At 69.9% G+C, this 17672-nt stretch carries 16 protein-coding genes; 9 read left to right on the plus strand and 7 right to left on the minus strand.

The genetic code is table 11. The features are described from left to right. Nucleotides 1-106: 106 nt before the first annotated feature. Together ACT53Q_RS10005 and ACT53Q_RS10010 are read right to left on the minus strand one after the other, a co-directional pair. Nucleotides 107-541: an OsmC family protein gene (locus ACT53Q_RS10005; RefSeq protein ID WP_476186503.1), complete on the minus strand. Its 435-nt coding sequence runs from the start codon at nt 539-541 to the stop codon at nt 107-109. 28 nt (nt 542-569) lie between these two features. Then, nucleotides 570-1454 carry a LysR family transcriptional regulator gene (locus ACT53Q_RS10010; protein WP_476186504.1) on the minus strand — a complete coding sequence of 295 codons (885 nt, stop codon included), beginning with the start codon at nt 1452-1454 and terminating at the stop codon, nt 570-572. Nucleotides 1455-1552: 98 nt separating this feature from the next. Between ACT53Q_RS10010 and ACT53Q_RS10015 the strand changes: the two genes are divergently transcribed. From ACT53Q_RS10015 to ACT53Q_RS10050, 8 genes are all read left to right on the plus strand, one after another. Continuing rightward, nucleotides 1553-2314 carry a type 1 glutamine amidotransferase domain-containing protein gene (locus ACT53Q_RS10015; RefSeq protein WP_476186505.1) on the plus strand — a complete coding sequence of 254 codons (762 nt, stop codon included), beginning with the start codon at nt 1553-1555 and terminating at the stop codon, nt 2312-2314. Continuing rightward, entirely contained in the window at nt 2311-2889 is a 579-nt protein-coding gene (locus ACT53Q_RS10020; protein ID WP_476186506.1) for a hypothetical protein, read from the plus strand. The genes ACT53Q_RS10015 and ACT53Q_RS10020 overlap by 4 nt, the downstream gene beginning before the upstream one ends. 46 nt (nt 2890-2935) lie before the next feature. Continuing rightward, a complete protein-coding gene (locus ACT53Q_RS10025; protein ID WP_476186507.1) occupies nt 2936-3574 on the plus strand; it encodes an NADPH-dependent F420 reductase in 639 nt (212 codons plus the stop codon). 268 nt (nt 3575-3842) lie between these two features. Beyond that, a complete protein-coding gene (gene fusA / locus ACT53Q_RS10030; RefSeq protein WP_476186508.1) occupies nt 3843-5891 on the plus strand; it encodes an elongation factor G in 2049 nt (682 codons plus the stop codon). A 126-nt stretch (nt 5892-6017) separates the two neighbouring features. Then, a complete protein-coding gene (locus ACT53Q_RS10035; RefSeq protein WP_476186509.1) occupies nt 6018-6311 on the plus strand; it encodes a hypothetical protein in 294 nt (97 codons plus the stop codon). Between the two features lie 74 nt (nt 6312-6385). After that, nucleotides 6386-7012 (plus strand): hypothetical protein, encoded by a 627-nt coding sequence (locus ACT53Q_RS10040; RefSeq protein WP_476186510.1) that lies wholly within the window; start codon nt 6386-6388, stop codon nt 7010-7012. Nucleotides 7013-7565: 553 nt separating this feature from the next. Further along, the gene (locus tag ACT53Q_RS10045; RefSeq protein ID WP_476186511.1) at nt 7566-7886 is read left to right on the plus strand and encodes a hypothetical protein; all 321 of its coding nucleotides are present in this window, start codon (nt 7566-7568) and stop codon (nt 7884-7886) included. 148 nt (nt 7887-8034) lie between these two features. Continuing rightward, nucleotides 8035-8742: a hypothetical protein gene (locus ACT53Q_RS10050; protein WP_476186512.1), complete on the plus strand. Its 708-nt coding sequence runs from the start codon at nt 8035-8037 to the stop codon at nt 8740-8742. A gap of 46 nt (nt 8743-8788) precedes the next feature. On the opposite strand, the gene ACT53Q_RS10055 is transcribed toward ACT53Q_RS10050, so the two are convergent. Continuing rightward, on the minus strand, nt 8789-10084 hold the full coding sequence (locus tag ACT53Q_RS10055) for an alpha/beta fold hydrolase (protein ID WP_476186513.1): 1296 nt from the start codon (nt 10082-10084) through the stop codon (nt 8789-8791). 185 nt (nt 10085-10269) lie between these two features. Between ACT53Q_RS10055 and ACT53Q_RS10060 the strand changes: the two genes are divergently transcribed. Beyond that, entirely contained in the window at nt 10270-10635 is a 366-nt protein-coding gene (locus tag ACT53Q_RS10060) for a VOC family protein (RefSeq protein WP_476186514.1), read from the plus strand. Between the two features lies 1 nt (nt 10636). Here the strand turns inward: ACT53Q_RS10060 and ACT53Q_RS10065 are convergent, their stop codons facing one another. From ACT53Q_RS10065 to ACT53Q_RS10080, 4 genes are all read right to left on the minus strand, one after another. Then, the gene (locus ACT53Q_RS10065) at nt 10637-13738 is read right to left on the minus strand and encodes an efflux RND transporter permease subunit (protein WP_476186515.1); all 3102 of its coding nucleotides are present in this window, start codon (nt 13736-13738) and stop codon (nt 10637-10639) included. Nucleotide 13739: 1 nt separating this feature from the next. Then, complete coding sequence (locus ACT53Q_RS10070) at nt 13740-14882, minus strand: efflux RND transporter periplasmic adaptor subunit (protein ID WP_476186516.1); 1143 nt, start codon at nt 14880-14882, stop codon at nt 13740-13742. Further along, nucleotides 14869-15831, minus strand: coding sequence for a TauD/TfdA family dioxygenase (locus tag ACT53Q_RS10075; RefSeq protein ID WP_476186517.1), 963 nt, complete (start codon nt 15829-15831; stop codon nt 14869-14871). The genes ACT53Q_RS10070 and ACT53Q_RS10075 overlap by 14 nt, the downstream gene beginning before the upstream one ends. 81 nt (nt 15832-15912) lie before the next feature. Then, nucleotides 15913-17643, minus strand: a complete 1731-nt coding sequence (locus tag ACT53Q_RS10080) for an ABC transporter ATP-binding protein (RefSeq protein WP_476186518.1) — start codon at nt 17641-17643, stop codon at nt 15913-15915. Nucleotides 17644-17672: the final 29 nt, after the last annotated feature.

The following is a 17672-nucleotide window of genomic DNA, read 5'->3' on the forward strand; positions in this document are numbered from 1 at the left end:
ACACCTGCCACTACCGCGGCGGATGCGGACTCCGGCATCCGCCGCGGCGAACACGGTTGCGGTCGACGTGGGGGCGTCGGGGCGGCGCGCGGCCGCCCGGGGAAACTCAGGCCAGCGTCGCTTCCAGCGTCACCGGCACGGCCAGCGCACGCGAGATCACGCAGCCGGCTTTCGCCGCCTGGGCGATCTGCTCGAACTGCGCGGCGTCGATGCCCGGCACCGTGGCATCGACGATCAGGTGCACGCCGGTGACGGTCGGGCCCGGGTCCATGCCCGGTTCCATCGTCGCTTCGGCGCGGGTCTCGATGCGGGTCGGCGTGAAGCCGGCGCGGCCGAGCACGGCGCACAGCGCCATGCTGAAGCAGCCGGCATGCGCGGCGGCGAGCAGTTCCTCGGGGTTCGTGCCGGTCTCGTCGCCGAAGCGGGTCTTGAACGAGAAGTTCTGGTCCGCGAACAGCCCGCTCTGCGGCGTGCTCATCGCGCCCTTGCCGGACATGAGGTCGCCTTCCCAGCGGGCGGTGGCGATGCGTTTGAAAGCCATGGCGAAGCTCCTGTGAGGTGGGCCGAGTCTACGCCGGAAAATGCGCCACCGCGTGCTCGATGAAGGCCCGCACGCTGGGGGTCAGGAAGCGCGCGCTGGGGAACACCGCGTGCACCGGCACGTCGTCGCCGCGCCACGCCGGCAGCACCGGCACCAGCCGGCCGGCAGCGATGTCGGCGGCGGCGATCGATTCGAGCAGATCGGCGATGCCCAGGCCTTCGAGCGCGGCGTCGCGCTGGGCGAAGCGGCTGTCGACGCGCAGCCGCGGCGGCATGTCGATGTCGACACGCTCGCCCGCCGGCCCGCGCAGCCGCATCGGCGCCACGCGCCCGCCCGGCGCGAAGGCGACGGCGACGTGCCCGGCCAGCGCAGCGGGATCGTCCGGCGCGCCGCGTTCGCGCAGGTACGACGGCGCGGCGTACAGGCCGTAGCGCAGCGTGCCGAGCCGCCGCGCCGCCAGCCGCGAATCCTGCAGCGGCCCGACCCGGATCGCCAGGTCGAAGCCTTCGTGCACGAGATCGACGATGCGCGTGCTGCTGTCGACCTCGATCGAGAGCGCCGGATGCCGCGCCAGCAGCGTGCGCACCCACGCGAAACCGCCGAGCAAGCCGAACTCCATCGGCATGGTCACCCGCAGCAGGCCCTGCGGCTCGCCTCGGGACGCCTGCGCGACGCGTTCGGTGTCCTCGACGGCGGCGAGGATGCCCACCGCCCGCGCATGCACCTCGCGGCCGATCTCGGTCAGGCGCAGCGCGCGGGTGGTGCGCTCCAGCAGACGAACGCCAAGTTCGGCCTCGAGTTCGCCGATCTGCCGGCTGACCCGCGCCTTCTGGGTACGCAGCAGGTCGGCGGCGCGGGTGAAGCTGCCGCTCTGGACCACGGTGACGAAGGCACGCAGGCGGGACAGTTCCATTGTTGTCTTTTCCGGCAACGGAAGGTCTTGATGATCCGGATTTATCCGGAAACCGGCAACCGTGATCCTGCACGCCTCGTCCCTTCCGGAGCACCCCCATGCCGCATGCCTCCCCGTCCGCCCCCGCCCGCCGCCGCATCGCGCTGGTGCTGGCCAACCCGGCCGTCTCCACCACCACCGGCTGGCCGGTCGGGTTCTGGTGGAGCGAACTCAGCCACCCGTGGCTCGTGTTCGCCGAAGCCGGCTACGAGGTCGTCCTGTTCAGCCCCGACGGCGGCCGCGTCGAGGCCGACGCCATGAGCGATCCCGAGGACGCCAGCGGCTACAGCGGCCACGACCTGATCAGCCGCGGCTTCCTGCACACACCCGAGCTGCGGGCCCTGCTCGATACGACCGGCCGCGTCGCCGACATCGACGTCGCCGCCTTCGACGCGATCCTCGTCGCCGGCGGCCAGTCGCCGATGTTCTCGTTCGAGGCTGCGACCGACCTGCACGCGACGTTCGCCGCCTTCCACGACGCCGGCAAGATCGCCGCCGCGCTCTGCCACGGCACCGCGATCTTGCGCTACACCCGCGGCGCCGACGGCGAACTGATCGCGAAGGGCCGCACCGTCACCGGTTTCGCGAACATCGAGGAAGACGCCGCCGACCAGGCCGTGCGGGACGCCGGCCTGCTGCCGCGCGATCGCCACGTGATGCCGTGGCGGATCGAGGACGCGCTGCGCGGCCTCGGCGCGAACTACCTGCAGGCGGGCGCGTGGCGCAACTTCGCGGTGCGCGACGGGAACCTGATCACCGGCCAGCAGAACTTCTCCGGCGCCGAGACCGCGCGCCTCGTGGTCGAGGCGTTGGGCCGGTGAGCACGGCCGCGCCGACGCCGGCCACCATCGTCGAAGCAGCGATCGTCGTCGACGAACCGACGATCGACGCCATCCTCGGCGAATGGCGCGACGCGATCGGGCCGGCCTTCGACGGCTACCGCGGCCACGTCTACCGCGTCTTCAACGTCTGCCTGCAATTGCGGCGGTGCAGCGACGAGGAGCGACACAAGCTGGCCATCGCCCTCGCCTTCCACGACCTCGGGCTGTGGTCGGCGCAGACCGTCGACTACCTGCCGCCGTCCGAGGCCGAAGCCGCGGCCTGGCTCGCGCGCCACGATCTGGCATCGTGGACGGACGAGATCCGGCTGATGATCGGCCTGCACCATCGGCTCCGCCCGTGGCGCGACCCCGCGACGCCGCTGGTCGAGGTGCTGCGACGTGCGGACCTGGTCGACTTCTCGCTCGGCGCCGTGCGCGCCGGGGTGCCGCGCGCGTTCCTGCGCCGGCTCTCGGCGGCGTTCCCGAACGCCGGCTTCCACCGTTTCCTCCTCGCCCGCGCCCGCGGCTGGTGGCTGCGCCATCCGCTCCGCCCGATGCCTTTCCTGCGCTGGTGATGCCGGCGCTGGCGAACACCTTCCTTCCACGACACGGACTTCCGCCATGACCACCGCTTCCCGTCCCATCGCCATCCTCGGCGCCGGCAACGTCGGCGCAGCCCTCGCCCGCAACCTCGTCGCGCTCGGCGAACGCGTGCGCTTCGGCGTGCCCGATCCCGGCAAGCATCGCGACCTCGCCGCCGCGCTTGGCGCGGAGGTCGGCAGCGTCGCCGACGCCATCGACGGCGCCGACCTCGTCATCCTCGCCGTGCCTTACGCCGCCGCGCTGGAGATCGCCGCCGTCGTGCCGGACTGGCAGGGCCGCATCCTCGTCGACGCCACCAATCCGCTGGCGCCCGGGCTGTCGGGGCTGACCGTGGGCACCACCAGCTCGGCCGGCGAGCAGATCGCAGCACGCGCCGCCAACGCCCGCGTCGTGAAGTGCTTCAACGTCACCGGCGCCGAGAACATGGCCGACCCGCGCGCGCTCGACGCGCCGGTGTTCATGCCCGTCGCGTCCGACAATGCCGACGCGCGCGCGATCGTGCTCGCGCTGGTCGCACGCATGGGCTTCGACGCGGTGGATGCCGGCCCGCTGCAGGCCGCGCGCTGGCTCGAACCGTTCGCGATGACGTGGATCCATCTCGCCTTCGCCGCCGGCCACGGCCGCGCGTGGGCGTTCTCGCGCACACGGCGCGCATGAGCCAGCGTCTCGCGCACGAGACGAGGCGCGCGATGATCGTCACCGTGATCGCTGCCGCGATCGCCCGCGACGATTGATCCGGATCAATTCAGCCTCGCACTCGTGCCGCGGCGCGGCTTGACCCGCGTCGACGAACTTCCGATCCTTGTCGGGCGCCCACAGGCGCCCCGCCATGACCGCCCGCCGAGCACCGCTCGGAAGGCCGGGCTCCCACCGCGGACAGCCATGACGGCATTCCTTCACCGCCTTCGCGAAAGGAGCGTCGCTCATGTCCTACAGCACAGCACAAATCCGCAATGTGGCCCTCGCAGGCCACCCCGGCGCCGGCAAAACCACGCTCTTCGAAGCCCTGCTGCATGCCGGCGGCGCCGTCCAGACGGCAGGCACCATCGAACGCGGCACCACCGTGTCCGACTTCGATCCGATCGAGAAGGAACGCGGCCACTCCATCGACGCCGCCATCGCCAGCACGGATCACTCCGGCATCCACGTCAATTTGATCGATACCCCCGGGTATCCCGATTTCCGCGGCCCCACCCTGTCCGCGCTCGCGGCGGTGGAGACCGTCGCCGTGGTGGTCGATGCCGACACCGGCATCGGCTACGGCACCCGACGCATGATGGAATACGCGCAGGCCCGCCGCCTCTGCCGCGTCATCGTCGTCAACAAGATCGACCACGACGGCGCCGATCTCCGCGCCCTGCTCGACGAGCTGCGCGAGACCTTCGGCAACGAAGTGCTGCCGCTCAACCTGCCCGCGAACGGCGGCACCGCCGTCGTCGACTGCTTCGGCACGCCGGCCGGCGACAGCGACCTCGGCCCCGTCGCCGAGTGGCACCAGCGCATCATCGACCAGGTGGTCGAGATCAACGAGCAGGTGATGGACCACTTCCTCGAAGTGGGCGAGGAAGACCTCGCCGGCCAGGAGCTGCACGATGCGTTCGAGCAATGTCTGCGCGAAGGCCACCTCTTGCCCGTGTGCTTCGTGTCCGCGCGCACCGGCGCCGGCGTGAAGGAACTGCTCGACATTGCCGAGAAACTGTTCCCGCATCCGGGCGAAGCCAACCCGCCGCCGTTCGTGAAGGGCACCGGCGACGCCGCCGAATCCATCACCGCCATGCCCGATCCCGCCGCGCACGTCATCGCCGACGTGTTCCGCATCGTCAACGATCCCTTCGTCGGCAAGCTCGGCATCTTCCGCGTCTACCAGGGCACGGTGAAGAAGGACACGCAGTTGTTCGTCGACGACGGCCGCAAGCCGTTCAAGGTCGGTCATCTGTTCAAGATGAAGGGCAAGGACCACGTCGAGGTCGATCACGCGATTCCCGGCGACATCGCTGCGGTGGCGAAGGTCGACGACCTGCATTTCGACGCCGTGCTGCACGACAGCCACGACGAGGACCAGATCCACCTCGCGCCGCTGGAATTCCCGAAGCCGATGTTCGGCCTCGCGGTCGAAGCGGCGAGCAAGGGCCACGAACAGAAACTCGCGATCGCGCTGCACAAGCTGGCCGAGGAAGATCCCTGCTTCCACGTCGAGCACGAGGTCGAGACCAATGAAACCGTGATCCGCGGCCTGTCCGACCTTCACCTGCGCATCAACCTGCAGCGGCTGAAAGACCGCTTCGCCGTGGACGTGACGACGCGCCCGCCGCGCATCGCCTTCCGCGAAACGATCGCCGCAAATGCCGAAGGGCATCATCGCCACAAGAAGCAGACCGGCGGCGCCGGCCAGTTCGGCGAAGTGTTCCTGCGCATCGAACCCCTGCCCCGCGGCAGCGGCTTCGAGTTCGTCGACGAAGTGAAGGGCGGCACCATCCCCGGCCAGTTCCTGCCCGCGGTCGAGAAAGGCGTGCGCCAGGTGCTGACCGGCGGCGCCGTCGCCGGCTACCCGATGCAGGACGTGCGCGTGATCGTGTACGACGGCAAGCACCACCCCGTCGACAGCAAGGAAGTGGCGTTCATCGCCGCCGGCAAGAAGGCCTTCCTCGACGCCATCCTCAAGGCCCGCCCGCAGGTGCTGGAACCGATCGTCGATCTCGAAGTCGCCGCCCCAGAAGCGCACATGGGCGACATCAGCGGCGGCCTGTCGGCCAAGCGCGCCCGCATCAGCGGCACCGATGCGCTGCGCGGCGGCGAGATCGTGGTGAAGGCCCAGGTCCCGCTGTCCGAACTCGAAGGCTACGCCGCCGAACTCAAGTCGATCACCGCCGGCCGCGGCCGCTACTCACTCGACTTCAGCCACTACGAACCGGTGCCCCCGCAGGTGCAGGCGAAGCTGGTGGAGGCTTACAAGCCGAGGCATGAGGAGGAGTGAGAAACCGGTCGAATCGGACTACACACCTTGCTGGCGGAATCGCCATTGGCGATTCCGCCTATGCCTCCTTGATCGCACCGTGCGCCACACAGCCCTCTGCAAACCATGACTTACGTGAACAACGCCATGATTGAGCTGTACAGAGGAGACTGCCTGCTCGGCCGGATCGAACCGAGAGCCGAACTTTTTGACTTTCCGTGGCATGCAGGCCTTTTCACGCCTGCGCCCGGGTTCGCGGAAGTCGAAGCGCTTTTCCGGGAGGAATCGCGACTTCTTGAGGCAGGAGAAATGGACGCATGGTCGGACGCATGGGAGGCCATCGAAGCCCCGGGACTGAAGCTTGTTCCCTCGGACGGCGGGGACGCGATAATGGAACTCCTCATCCACATCGAAGGTGGCGTGGCGAGATGGCGCTGTTGACTGGCGAAGCAATCGGAAGCTCATTCTAATCCCGAGAAAATCGCCATCGAACGCATCAATGCACCCAAACCGAAATGACTGAAGATCAAAGCTACGACGCCGGGGAAATCGAGGTATTGACAGCCTTGGAAGCCGTGCGCCGTCGTCCCGCCATGTACGTCGGCGACATGCAAGACCCTTCTCTTCCTGCCCGGCTCCTGATGCAGGCGCTGTGCCATGCAGCGGATTGCGCTATGGATGGCGAATGCTCGCGGGTCGAAATCAGGATCGACGGCCAAGATGTAGAGATCGAATACGACGCCGGCATGCCGATCGACCCGGAGGCAGGAGACGCGGACCAAACACCCCTGATCTTCCTGAGTGTCCTCGCAGGCTGCCACAACCGGAAGCGCCACTTGAAGGCCGGCGACGAACTATGCGAAATAGGATTGATGGCATTGAACGCACTGAGTGACAGAATGACTGTCACCACATCGTTTTCCGGATGCTCAGCCCGCTATTGCTTCATCAAAGGCGTGCTGGTCGAAAGAGGACCTCTGACCTCGGACGAAAGAAATGACCGCACGTCGATTTCGTTCCGACTTGACCAAACAATCCTCAAAGGCAACACGAAGTTCGACCTAGAATTTCTCGAGAAAAAGATCAAGGACATCAAGGGCATTCTTCCCCGGATGGATGTCTCGATTTTCTCGGCCACATAGTTTTCAAGCGCGTAGGGTGGGCCCTTGGCCCACCACTTTGCCCGACCGGATGCGCCGGCGCCCTGTGGTTGGAACAGGCTTCGCAGAAGTCGCACAGAGGCGGAAATGTCGTGATGGTGGGCCAAGGGCCCACCCTACGATGCTGGGCTGATCGACGGACCATCGGGAACTTCCAGTTGCCACGCACGCCTGACCGCCCTCGCCTTCCTCCTGCTCCCGCTGCCGATACTCGGTGTCGCGGCCCATGCCGCGGGCACGCTGCTCATCACGTCCGTCGGGCGCGATCCGTTCGATCCCCACACGTATTTCCAGTTGTGCCCGGCCGTCACCGGCGGGGCATGCATCGCGTTCTCCGGGCGGGAGATGCTGGTGATCGGCGCCGTCGCGCTCGTGGTCGGCATGGCGTTGGTGATCGTCGGGGTGCGTCGATCCCGATCGACAGGATCTGGAAGCGCATGAGCGAACCCGAGCCGCTGTCCGCCCCGGGCTGGAAACGACGTTGGGTTCGCAGATCGATCTGCCACACCGATTCCACCTACCCGGAGGCGTTTCCATGAGTTCGCTGATTCTTCGCTACCGTCTGAAAGCCGGCGTGACGCCCGCGGATTTCGAGCAGTGGGTACGGACGGTCGATCATCCGACCATGGGCGGCTTGCAGCGCGTGCAGCGGTTCACGACCTACCGGATCGACGGGCTGCTGCTGGGCGAAGGCGCGCCGAGCTGCGATTACGTCGAGGTGTTCGACATCCCCGACCTCGCGGGCTTCACGGCGGAGGACATGCCCGGCGACACCGTGCAGGGCGTCATGGGCCAGTTCATGGGCTTCGCCGACGCGCCGGAATTCCTGATCGCGAGCGTCGTCGCCGACACCTGAGCCGGGATCGCGCCGCGTCGATCGCCGGCCGCCCTCCCGTGGGGCGACGAGACATCGGCCAGCGCGATCCGGGCTATGCTCCTTCGACGACACCCGACGCATGGCGCATGCGATCGGGTCGCATCGATTTTCTCCGGAGACCACCGCGATGCAGACGAAACCGATGGCCTGCGTGATGCTGGCGACGATGTGGGCGCTGACCGCCTGCCAGGCGCCCGAGGCGCCGCCGCCCGCACCCGCCGCGCCCCCGGCAGCGACGACACCCGCTCCGGCCGCGTCGCCCGCAACTGCGCCGCAGCCACCTGCGCAACCCGCTGCGCAGGCGACGTCCGCATCGACGCCCGCGCTTGAATCGCTGCTGCGCACGGACGACACGCTGGCGACGGCGCAGGCACGACTGGGCGCGGGCAACGTCGTCGCCGAAACGCTCGACGGCGCCGAGGGCGAAACCTTCCCCGGCTGGGTGCTGTATCCGGACGATCCGACGCGCCGCGTCGAGGTCTTCCTCGACGATGCGAACGCGCATCCCACCGCGCTGCGCGTGTTCGCCGAGGAGACCGTCTGGCGGCGCGCCGACGGCATCGGCATCGGCACGACCACCGCCGAACTGCAGAAGCGCAACGGCAAGCCGTTCGAGTTCCTCGGCTTCGACTGGGACTACGGCGGCGCGATCACCGACTGGCACGGCGGCGCGCTCGCGTCGGTGAAGTCCGACGGCAGCGCGCTGACCCTGTGTCCGCCGGAAGATGCGCCGACGGATTACCCGTCCGGCGACAGCGCGTTCTCGTCCGACGACAAGCGGATGGTGGCGCACCCGGCCCGCGTCTGCGAATTCCTGGTGCCGGTCGCGCGCTGACGCCGGATCGCGATGCGGCGACCCGGGCGCTGACGGCAATCCGCGATCACGCGCTCAACCCCAGGCGCTCCGCCAGCGCCCGCGCGTGATCGCCGCGGATGCCAGTCATGTGATTGCCCTCGCCGCAGAGCAGTTGCACACGCAGCGCATGCCGCGACCAGCCGGCGTGACGCGCCAGCGCCGCGCGATCGTTGCCGTCGGCATCCAGCGCCGGATTGCGCAGGTGCACCACGCGCAGCGCGCCATCGTACGTGCCCGACGGCACGTAGCGTGTGCGCATGCAGGCCGCGAACATGCGCAGCGCACCGACGATCGACGCCGGCTCCGAGCGCGGCGGCAGCAGTCCGGCGTCGCGCATGCCCTGATGGACGCGACGCAGGCGCGCCGGTGCCGGCAGCGCATGCAGCGTCTCGGCGTCGATGCCCAGCCGCCGCTCGGCCGACAGTTCGATCAGCGTCATCCAGTGCACCAGCACCGCCAGATCGTCCCACTCGCGATGGTCGTGCGCGGCGTCCGGCGGCCGCGAATCCAGCAGATCCAGGCTGACGATCGTGCGGCCGGCCGCGCGCAGGCGCAGCGCGGCCTCGAACGCGATCCAGCCGCCGAACGAATGGCCGACGAGGCGCAACGGTCCGTGCGGCAGGGCCTGCGCGATCTCCGCGGCGACGGCGTCGGCCGCCGTTTCCACCGTGGTGCACGGCGGCGCGAGGCCGTCGATGCCGCGCGGCTGCAGGCCGTACACGGTCGCCTGCGGATGCGCGGCCTGCGCGAGATCCAGCAACGAGACCACGCTCGCGCCGGCGCCGGGAACGCACACGATCGGCGCACGCTGCGGCCCGCCGATCTTCAGCGGCAGCGCCATGGCCGCGGGCGGTGGTGGCGGCATCGGTGCGGCGCGCATGGTGCGCACGATCCAGTCCGCGACATCGACGCTCGCTGCCGGGCAGCGCTGCACCGGCAGCATCGCGGGTTCCGGCGGCGTCCACGCGGCGCAGGCGGCGACGAGCCGGTCGTCGTCCGCAGGCGCATCCACGGCCGGCAGCGCCGCATCGGGCACCAGCGCGACGCAGGTCACCCGGCGATCGCGTCCAAGCAGTTCCAGCGCCAGCGCCTGCGCGAACATCGACGCGCACGTGCCCAGCGCCGCCAGTGCGAATCCCGCGCCGGACGGGTCCGCCGGCAATCGCGCGAGCGCGTCCCGGGCCATGCCGGGCAGCGTGGACAGCGCGGGATCGCCTTCGTCCACGCGCAGCACGCAGACCGCGAGGCCCCGGCCGCCAAGGTCGAGGGGCGACGCATGGCCGCCCTGCAGCAGCACGAGGATGGGCGCCAGGGTCGTCATGCGACGGCAACCGGACTGTCAGAATCGGCGGCGACGATGCGGACGACGATGCCCGTCAGCCGCCGTCGCAACCGCGGCGCCGGGACCGGCGACAGGCCCCGCCCCGCGCGTTGCGCGGCCCTGCACCGCATGGTATTGATCCGGGCAGCTTCGGTGTCGAAGCGTCGGGGGAGAACAGGATGGGCGTGACCGGAATCGGCGGTTTTTTCTTTCGTTCGAAGAATCCCGAGGCGATTCGCAATTGGTATGCCGAACATCTCGGCGTGGGCTCCACGCCCTACGGCACGTGGGAGACGCAGGCGGGCCCGAGCGTTTTCGCGCCGTTCGCGGCCGATACGGACTATTTCGCGGCGGACCATGCGTGGATGCTCAATCTGCGCGTCGACGATCTCGACGCCCTGTGCGCGAAGCTGGTCGCGGCCGGCATCACCGTGATCACCAAACCGGAATGGGACATGCCGGGCGTCGGGCGTTTCGCACGCCTGCACGATCCGGAAGGCAATCCGATCGAACTGTGGCAGGCGGACGAAGAGGACGAACACGACGCCTGAGTCACGCCGGCATGCGCGGCGAGTCGCCCGGCGCGACCGCCGCCGGGGCGGCTGCCGCAGGCGCGCGACGGAACCGCCGCAGCAGCCGTTGTTCGACATCGTCGACGAGCGTGAACGCCGCCGGCACCACGACCAGGCTCAACGCCGTCGACGAGATCAACCCGCCGATCACCGCGATCGCCATGGGCGCACGGAAGCCCGAATCGGCGGCGAACCCGAGCGCGATGGGCGCCATGCCCGCGCCCATCGCGAGCGTGGTCATCAGCACCGGCCGCGCGCGCTTGCGGCAGGCATCCAGCAGCGCCTCGTGCCGGCCCATGCCGAGCCGGTCGCGCGCGATCACCGCGTAGTCGACGAGCAGGATCGAGTTCTTCACCGCGATGCCGATCAGCATGATCAGGCCGATCAGCACCGGCAGCGAAATGTCGGTGCCGGTGACCAGCAGCGCCGCGACCGCGCCGGTCGCCGCCAGCGGCACCGCGACCAGGATGGTGACCGGCTGGCCGACGTGGTTGAACAGCAGCAGCAACACCGCGTATACGCAGAAGATGCCGGTGAACATCGCGACGACGAAACCGAGCATCATCTCGACGAACACCTTGGCGTTTCCGGCCCGCTGCAGCGACACGCCCGGCGGCAGGTCGCGCAGCGCCGGCAGCGCGTGGATGGCGTCCTCGACCTCGCCCATCGGCCGGCCGCCGAGATCGACGGTGATGGTGACGTTGCGCGCGCGGCCGAAGCGGTCGATCTGCGACGGCCCGCTGCCGGCCTCGATGGTCGCGACCGCCGACAGCGGCACGGCATCGCCCGACACCGTGGGCACGCGCAGTTGCGCGAGCAGTTCGGGATCGGACAGCGCGCCGCCGGCGAGCTGCACGCGGATCGGCACCTGGCGTTCGGGCAGGTTGAGCTTGGCGAGGAACTGCGCGTAGTCGCCGCGGGTGGCAACGCGCGCGGCGGCGGCGATGTCGGCCGTGGACACGCCGAGGTCCGCGGCGCGCGCGGCATCGGGACGCACGATGATCTCGGGCCGCACCAGCGCGGCGGTCGAGGTGACGGCGCCCAGCCCGGGCTGCTGCCGGATCGCGCGTTCGACCTCGCGCGAGGCGCGGGCGAGCGTCGCCGCGTCGTCGCCGGCGAGCACCAGTTGCAGCGAACGTCCCGCCTCGCTGCCCTGGAAGCCGACGCGCACGCCGGGCAGGTCGGCGAGGCGCCGGCGCACGTCGGCCTCCAGCGATTGCAGCGTGCGGTCGGGATGCGGCTTCCACTGCACCGCGAGCGTGGCCCGCCGCACTTCCTCGACGTTCGCCCCGCCCTCGCCGTCACCGTTGCCGGCACCGGCGGTCACGAACACGTGCGCCAGGCCCGGCATCGAGGCGATGCGCTGCCGCGCGTCCTCGGCCACGGCCTGCGTCTCCGGCAGCGACGTGCCCGGCGGCAGTTCGAGCACGATGCTGCTCTGGTTGCCGTCGTCGGGCGGGATGAACGTCGTCTCCAGCAGCGGCACCGTCGCGATCGACGCGACGAACAGCGCCGCCGACAGCAGCAGCGTGCGATTGCGGTGGCGCAGCGCGCGGTCCGCCCAGCGCAGGTACCAGCGCATGATCGCGGTGTCCTCGCGCGGCGCCGGCGTCGCCTTCAGCAGGAAGGCGGCCATCATCGGCGTGATCAGGCGCGCGACCAGCAGCGAGAACAGCACCGCGGTGGCGGCGGTCCAGCCGAATTCGCGGAAGAACTTGCCGGCGATGCCGGGCATGAACGCCACCGGCACGAACACCGCCGCCAGCGCACACGAGGTGGCGACGACCGCCAGCCCGATCTCGTCCGCGGCCTCCAGCGCCGCGGCCCGCGGCGGCTTGCCCATGCGCAGGTGGCGGTCGATGTTCTCGACCTCGACGATCGCGTCGTCGACGAGGATGCCGACCACCACCGCGAGCGCGAGCAGCGTGACCACGTTGAGGCTGAAGCCCAGCCAGTGCATCGCGGCGAAGGTCGGGATGATCGACAGCGGCAGCGCGACCGCCGAGATGAAGGTCGCGCGCCAGTCGCGCAGGAACCACCACACCACCAGCGTCGCCAGCAGCGCACCTTCCCACAGCATCGCCATCGACGACGCATAGGACGCCTCTGCCTCCGCCGTGGTCGACGCGACCTCGGTGAAACGCAGGCGCGGGTATACCTTCGCGAGCGCCTGTACCTCGGCGCGGACCGCATTGCCGACGGCGACTTCGCTCGATCCGATCGTGCGCTGCACGGCGAACCCGATCGCCGGCCGGCCGTCGAGGCTGGCGCGCTGCACGGGCTCGGCGGTGCCGTCGCGCACGTCGGCGATGGCCGACAGTCGCACCGGGCGGCCGTCGGGCGTGAAGATCGTGAAATCGGCGAGGTCGGACGCCGCGGCCACCGTGCCCACGGTGCGCACCGCCTGCTCGTTGCCGCCGACCGTGGTGCGGCCGCCGGGCTGCTCCTGCTGCAGGTCCGCCAGTTGCTGCGACAGCGTCGCCGGGCTCACGCCCAGCGCCTGCAGCGCCTCCGGGCGGACATCGACGCGCACTTCACGATCGAAGCCGCCGATGCGGTGCATCGCACCGACGCCGGGCAGGCCGAACAGGCGCTTGCCGATGGTGTCGTCGATGAACCAGCTCAGCGCCTCGTCGTCCATGCCGTCGGCGGCGACGGCGAAGGTGACGATGTCCTCGCCGTCGACGCTCGCCAGCGCCACGACCGGCGCCTCGATCTCCTTCGGCAGGTCGGCGCGGATGCGGTCGACCGCGTCGCGCACGTCGTCCTTGGCGACGTTGCCGTCGCGGTCGAGCTCGAACTTGACCGACGTGATCGACACGCCCTCGTTCACCGTGGAGCGCATCTCGTCGACGTGCGGCAGGCCGGCCAGCGCGTCCTCGATCCGCCGCGTGACCTGCGTCTCCAGCGTGCTCGGCGATGCGCCGGGCAGCCCCACGCTCACGGTGACGACCGGCACGCTGAGGTCGGGGAATTCGGAGATCGGGAACCGCAGGAAACCGAGCACGCCCGCGCCGACCAGCAGGACGAAGACGAGGATCGCGGGCAGCGGCCGGCGGATCGACCACGCGGAAAAGTTCATGTCAGCGCGCCGCCGGCACCGGCTTCACGGCACCGCCTGCGCCGGGCGCGACCACGCGCACGAGGTCGCCGTCGTTGAGGAACCCGGCGCCGCGGGCGACGACGCGATCGCCGATGTGCAAGCCGTCGTCGACATCGATGCCGGTGCCGACGCTGCCGGCGGTGCGGATCGTGCGCTCGCGCGCATGGCCGCCGGCGTCGACCACGTAGGCGTAGGCGCGACCATCGCGACGGACCACGGCGTTGCCGGGGATCACCAGTCCCGGCGCCTCGCCCAGCACGATGCGGCCGGCGTTGAACATGCCGGCGCGCAGCGATCCGGGCTGCGGCAGGTCGGCATAGACCAGGCCGGTCATGCGGCGCGCATCGATGCCCGGCGCGACCTTGCGCACGCGACCTTCGATCGGCGTGCCGTCCGCGCCGGCAAGGCGCACGGGCATGCCCGGCGCGATCCGGGCCAGATCGGCGCCGGTGACTTCGGCGCGCCATTCGAGGCGACCATCGCGGATCAGTTTCAGCAGGTCTTCCGACGCGCCGGTCACCTGCCCCGGCTGCACGCTGCGCGCGGACACGGTGCCGTCCTGCGGCGCGCGGATCTCGGTGAAGCCGAGTTCGACCCGCGCGGCGTCCAGCGCGGCGCGCAGCGTGCGCAGCTGCGCTTCGGCACCGATCGCCTCGGATTCGGCCTGGTCGGCATCCTGGCGCGAGACGAAGTCGTGCGAGGCGAGTTCACGCGTACGCTTCGCGCGCTTGCCCGCGACCGTCGCGCTCGCCTGCGCCTGCGCCAGCGCGGCCTCGGCCTGCGCGACCCTCGCGCGCTGCGTGCGCGCATCGAGACGGATCAGCACGTCGCCGCGACGCACGGTGTCGCCGACTTCCACCGCGACCTCGGTCACGCGCAGACCGGACACCTCCGCGCCGATGCCGATTTCCTCCCACGCCGCGACCGTGCCGGAGGCGCGCACCTCGCGCGGCACGGCCTGCACGCGCGGCGACACCACTTCCACCGCGAGCCCGGGCGCGACCGCGGTCGCCACGGGCGCTGTCGCCACGGGCGTGTCGCACGCGACCAGCAGGGTCGCGCATGCAAGGCACGACACCGCCGAACGCAGCAACACGATGGCGCGCTCGTCAGGCGCGCCCATGGGTCCTGCCCATGCCGACCAGGATCTTGCGCGGACCGGAGAACGGCTGCCGGCCGTGCGTGTACAGCATGTTGTCGAGCAGGACGACATCGTCCTTCTGCCAGTCGAAGTGGAACTTCACCTCGTCGTAGACGGCGCGGATGATGTCCAGGTCGGCGACGTCGATCGGCGAGCCGTCGCCGAAGTAGACGTTGCGCGGCAGCTCTTCCTCGCGATACACCGACAGCATGTCGCGCACGACGTCGTCGGCCAGGCCCGAGACGTGGAACAGATGCGCCTGGTTGAACCAGATCTTCTCGCCGGTGACCGGGTGCACCTCGGTGGCGGGCGTCACCTGCCGCGTGCGCAGGCCGTTGTCGGCGGTCCATTCGAACGCGATGTCGTGCGCCTTGCAGAACGCCTCGACCTCGTCGCGATCCTCGGTCTGGAACACCTCGCTCCACGGCAGGTCGACGTTGCCGTAGTTGCGCACGTACTGCAGTTGCCTCGTCTCGAATTTCTCGACGAGGTCCGCCGGCAGCCGCGACAGCACTTCGCGGCTGTCGGCCAGCGGCGTGGCGCCGCCGAGGCCGGGACCGGGCGGCACCATGCAGAAAAAGCCGATCTGCAGCGGCCACACGTTCGCGTAGGCGGATTCGTTGTGTTGCGGGATCGTCTCGCTGGGATGGTATTCGGTCGCGGTGTAGACGTTGCCGCCCAGCTTCGTGCGCGGCGTGGAGCGGTAGGTGTACTCGGCCAGGTCGTTGCCGAAGACGGCTTCGAGGAACTGGCCGAACTGCTTGGTGCCGTGGAAGCGCAGGCCGCGGATCAGCAGCGCGCCCTGGTCGCGCAGGAGGTCCTGCACCTCGTCCCGGTGTTCGCTCGCCCAGACCAGCGACGGGGTCTGCGGCTTCGCCTGGGCAAGGATCCTGCGTCCCGCCACGTCCTGTAGCGCATCGCGCATGCTCATGTGGATGTCCTTTCCTGGAATGTCGGAAAAAAAAGCGCCATCACCCCGCGGCATCCGGGGCGACGGTCGGTGCCGCGCGCCTCACACCGCGTCGGCTTCGAGCACGCGGTCTTCCGCGGCCTCGCGGACCGGGTTGCGGAACTGGCGTGCGACCAGACGCGCGTAGTGCGCGTTCGACTGCAGCAGCTCCTCGTGGTTGCCGTCGCCGGAGACGCGGCCGCCGTCGAGGAAATAGATGCGCTCGGCGTGGATGATCGTGGACAGCCGGTGCGCGACCACGATGTTCGTGCGCCCCTGCATCAGCGCGTCCAGCGCCAGCTTCACCTGGTGCTCGGTCTCGCTGTCCAGGCTCGACGTGGCTTCGTCGAGGATCAGGATGTCGGGGTTGCGCAGGAACATGCGCGCGATCGCGATGCGCTGGCGCTGCCCGCCCGAGAGGTTCGCGCCCTGCTCGCTGAGGATCGTGTCCAGGCCCTGCGGCATCTGCCGGATGAACGCCAGCGCGCCGGCCTTCTCCGCGGCCATGTGCACCTGTTCGTCGGAATATTCGCCGCTCAGGCCATAGAGGATGTTGTCGCGCACGGTGCCCGGCATGATCGGCGCGCTCTGCGCCACGTAGCCGATGCGCTCGCGCCAGGCGGACAGCGCGTATTCGTCGATCGGGCGGCCGCCGTAGACGATGCTGCCGCCGCTGGGCGCGTAGAAGCGGAGGATCAGCGAGAGCACGGTGGTCTTGCCGTTGCCGCTGGCGCCGACCAGCGCGGTGGTGGTGCCGGGCTGGAAGGTCAGGTCGATGCCGTGCAGCACGGTGGTGTCGCGGCCCGGGTAGCGGAAGGCCACGTTGCGGAATTCCAGCGCCTCGTGCGTGTCCGGCAGCGCATCGCCGCCGGCGGGTTCTTCGGCGTGCACCAGCAGCGCGGCGATGCGCGCGGACGCGCCACGCGCCTTCTGCAGTTCCTCGAGGAACGTGGTCAGCTGGATCATCGGCACGGCGACGTTCACGATGTAGAGAATGAAGGCCGTGAGCGTGCCGATGGTGATGCTGCCGTCGCTGACCCGCGAGCTGCCGTAGACGAGGATCACCAGGATCGCCGCGGTCAGCGACAGGCTGGTGAGCGGCGCCAGCACCGAGCTGACCTTCGCCACCTGGATGCCCAGCCGGCGGATGTCCTGGATCTCGCGCCGGCTGCGCTCGCGTTCGCGCGCCTCGGCCGAGAACGCCTTCACCAGGCGGATCTCCGACAGCACGTGAGTGAGGATGCCGCCCAGCCGCGCCGTGCGGTCCTGGATGCTTCGCGCCAGCTTCTCCAGCACGGTGATCAGCGGGATCACGACCGCGAACGCCGCGACCACGCAGCCGAGCATCGTCAGCGTGAGCCGCGCATCGAGGAACAGCAGGACGATGATCGCGCCGAAGAGCATCAGCGCGCCGCTGAGCAGGTTGGCGGCCTGCCGCGTCGCCAGCTCGGAGATCAGCTGGCAGTCGTTGAGCACGCGGCTGACGCGCTCGCCGGTGCTTTCCTCGTCGAACGAGGCCACCGGCAACTTCAGCAGCTTGTCGACCAGCATGGCGCGCAGCACGGCGATCATGTCGTAGCCGACGCGGTTCAGCAGGAAGGCCGACAACGCGGAGGCCACCGCGACGCCGACCATCACCGCTGCCAGCGCCATCACGCTGGACGGATCCAGCGTGCCGCTGGAGAGTTTGTCGACCATGCCCTTGGTGAGCATAGGGAACACCAGCGTGCCCGCGGCGGCGACGAGGGTCACCAGCGCGGCCGTCGCCAGCAGCGGCCCGGACGGCCGCGCCATCCGCATCAGCCGCCACAGGGACTCGAGAG

This window comes from Lysobacter sp. DMC97 (assembly GCF_056313745.1).